1 protein-coding gene is annotated in these 1,580 nt (G+C 61.1%); it reads left to right on the top strand.

From position 1 onward, the window contains the following. The first annotated feature begins 131 nt into the window (after positions 1 to 131). A complete protein-coding gene (locus WAW17_RS11720; protein WP_422333150.1) occupies positions 132 to 1,244 on the top strand; it encodes a LuxR C-terminal-related transcriptional regulator in 1,113 nt (370 codons plus the stop codon). Positions 1,245 to 1,580 lie beyond the last annotated feature (336 nt).

The following is a 1,580-nucleotide window of genomic DNA, read 5'->3' on the forward strand; positions in this document are numbered from 1 at the left end:
GTGATACCCAACGACGTGTGCCCCGACGACGTCGTGCCGCTCAGCCCGCGGCCGACGTCTGGGCGCGCGCACGTTCTTTTCACGACCGTGGGCCACAAGTAACGGAGTCACTCGGTATGGAACCCAGCCCGATGCGTAAGAGCAATTTGGTGGCGTGGTCGGGCGAACGCACCACACGAAAAGGTGATAGGTCGCGGTACGCCGCGCTGATGAAACTGTCGTCGTCCCTCATGGACGTCGATGATCTGGCGGAGCTCGGCGATGCCTACTTCGGTCAGATCGGCGCCGTGATGGATTTGCCGATGCAGGCGATCTATCTCTTCAACGACGATGCGCAGACGCCGGCATGGTACGAGTCGCGAAACGTCAGCGACAGGTTCATGACCACCTACGAGCAATGCGGACGACCGGTCGATGAAGAACTCCGGCAGGCATTGCTGACCGCGGCTCCCGTGTACAACCTAGCGCAGCGGACCATTCGAGAGTGGCGAGAGACCGAGGTGTACCAGCGAGTCGATCGTCTCGAAAACATGGTGCATGTGCTCAAAGCTCCGGTTGTGGCCGGAGGAACGATCATCGGGACGATCGATTTCGCCTCCGACTCGGTTGGCACGGAGATCGGCGAGATCGACATGGATCTGATGGTTGCTATCGCGAATGTGGTCGGTGGCGCGGTGATCAATCTGCGTCGCAGGGAGGCATTACAACAGCAGGTAGCGATGTCCCGGATGGCACTCGAGACAAGCTCGGCCGCCGTGGTCTATTTCTCCGCCGGATCCATCGACCCGCAATGGACTCCGTCGGCCACCGAGTTGGTCTGTGAATTACAGGAAGGCGCGGACATCCTCTACCGGATCCTGCGAGACGTAGGCGTCACGTCGTCGGTGCTGCACCGGTCGTACCTCGTCCGGCTGACCAACGGTGCGAAAGACGTGCTCGAGTGCACGGTGCGACCGGTGCCCGGTGAACCCGGTGCCCAGGTACTCGAGCTCGCACTCGAGACCGCACGGCCGCGGTTTCGTAGTCCGGCTCTGCAGTCGCTGTCGACTCGGGAGTACGACGTGGCCGGTTTGGTTGCCGCGGGCTTCTCGGACCGGGAGATCGCCGAGGAATTGACGCTGAGCCTGCACACCGTGCGTCAGCACGTAAAGAACATCTACAACAAGCTCGGCATCTGCAGTCGCGTACACCTGACTCGGATGTACCACGGGATGACCTCGCGATCGGTGTCTGCGCGCGTCTGACCCACCCTGGCAGATAAGGCGCGACGTTCCCTGATAGACACCCGCCAACCGTTTGCATTGCACGCAGTGCATCCGATCGCTTTCTGATCCGTCGACACATTCCATCGGCGACAGGCCGGTGGATTGGTACTCCTCACCGATCGACTGCCGGTATTTGTGCCGGCCATAATGATTGGCAGTTTGACATGGCTAGCACGATCACTTCCGTGCGCAAGCGACACATCTCGATCGGTCTCATCGGGGCCCTGGGACTGGTGACGGCGGTGCCGCCGTTCTCGGTGGACACCTATGTTCCAGGTTTCCCTGGAATGCGCGACGATCTGCACACGTCGGAAC

The sequence above is a fragment of the Rhodococcus sp. (in: high G+C Gram-positive bacteria) genome (assembly GCF_049286785.1).
GTDB lineage: Bacteria > Actinomycetota > Actinomycetes > Mycobacteriales > Mycobacteriaceae > Rhodococcus_F.

Coding starts and splice junctions, on each gene's coding strand:
- WAW17_RS11720 (WP_422333150.1), top strand. CDS start 132: ATGCGTAAGAGCAATTTGGTGGCGTGGTCGGGCGAACGCACCACACGA.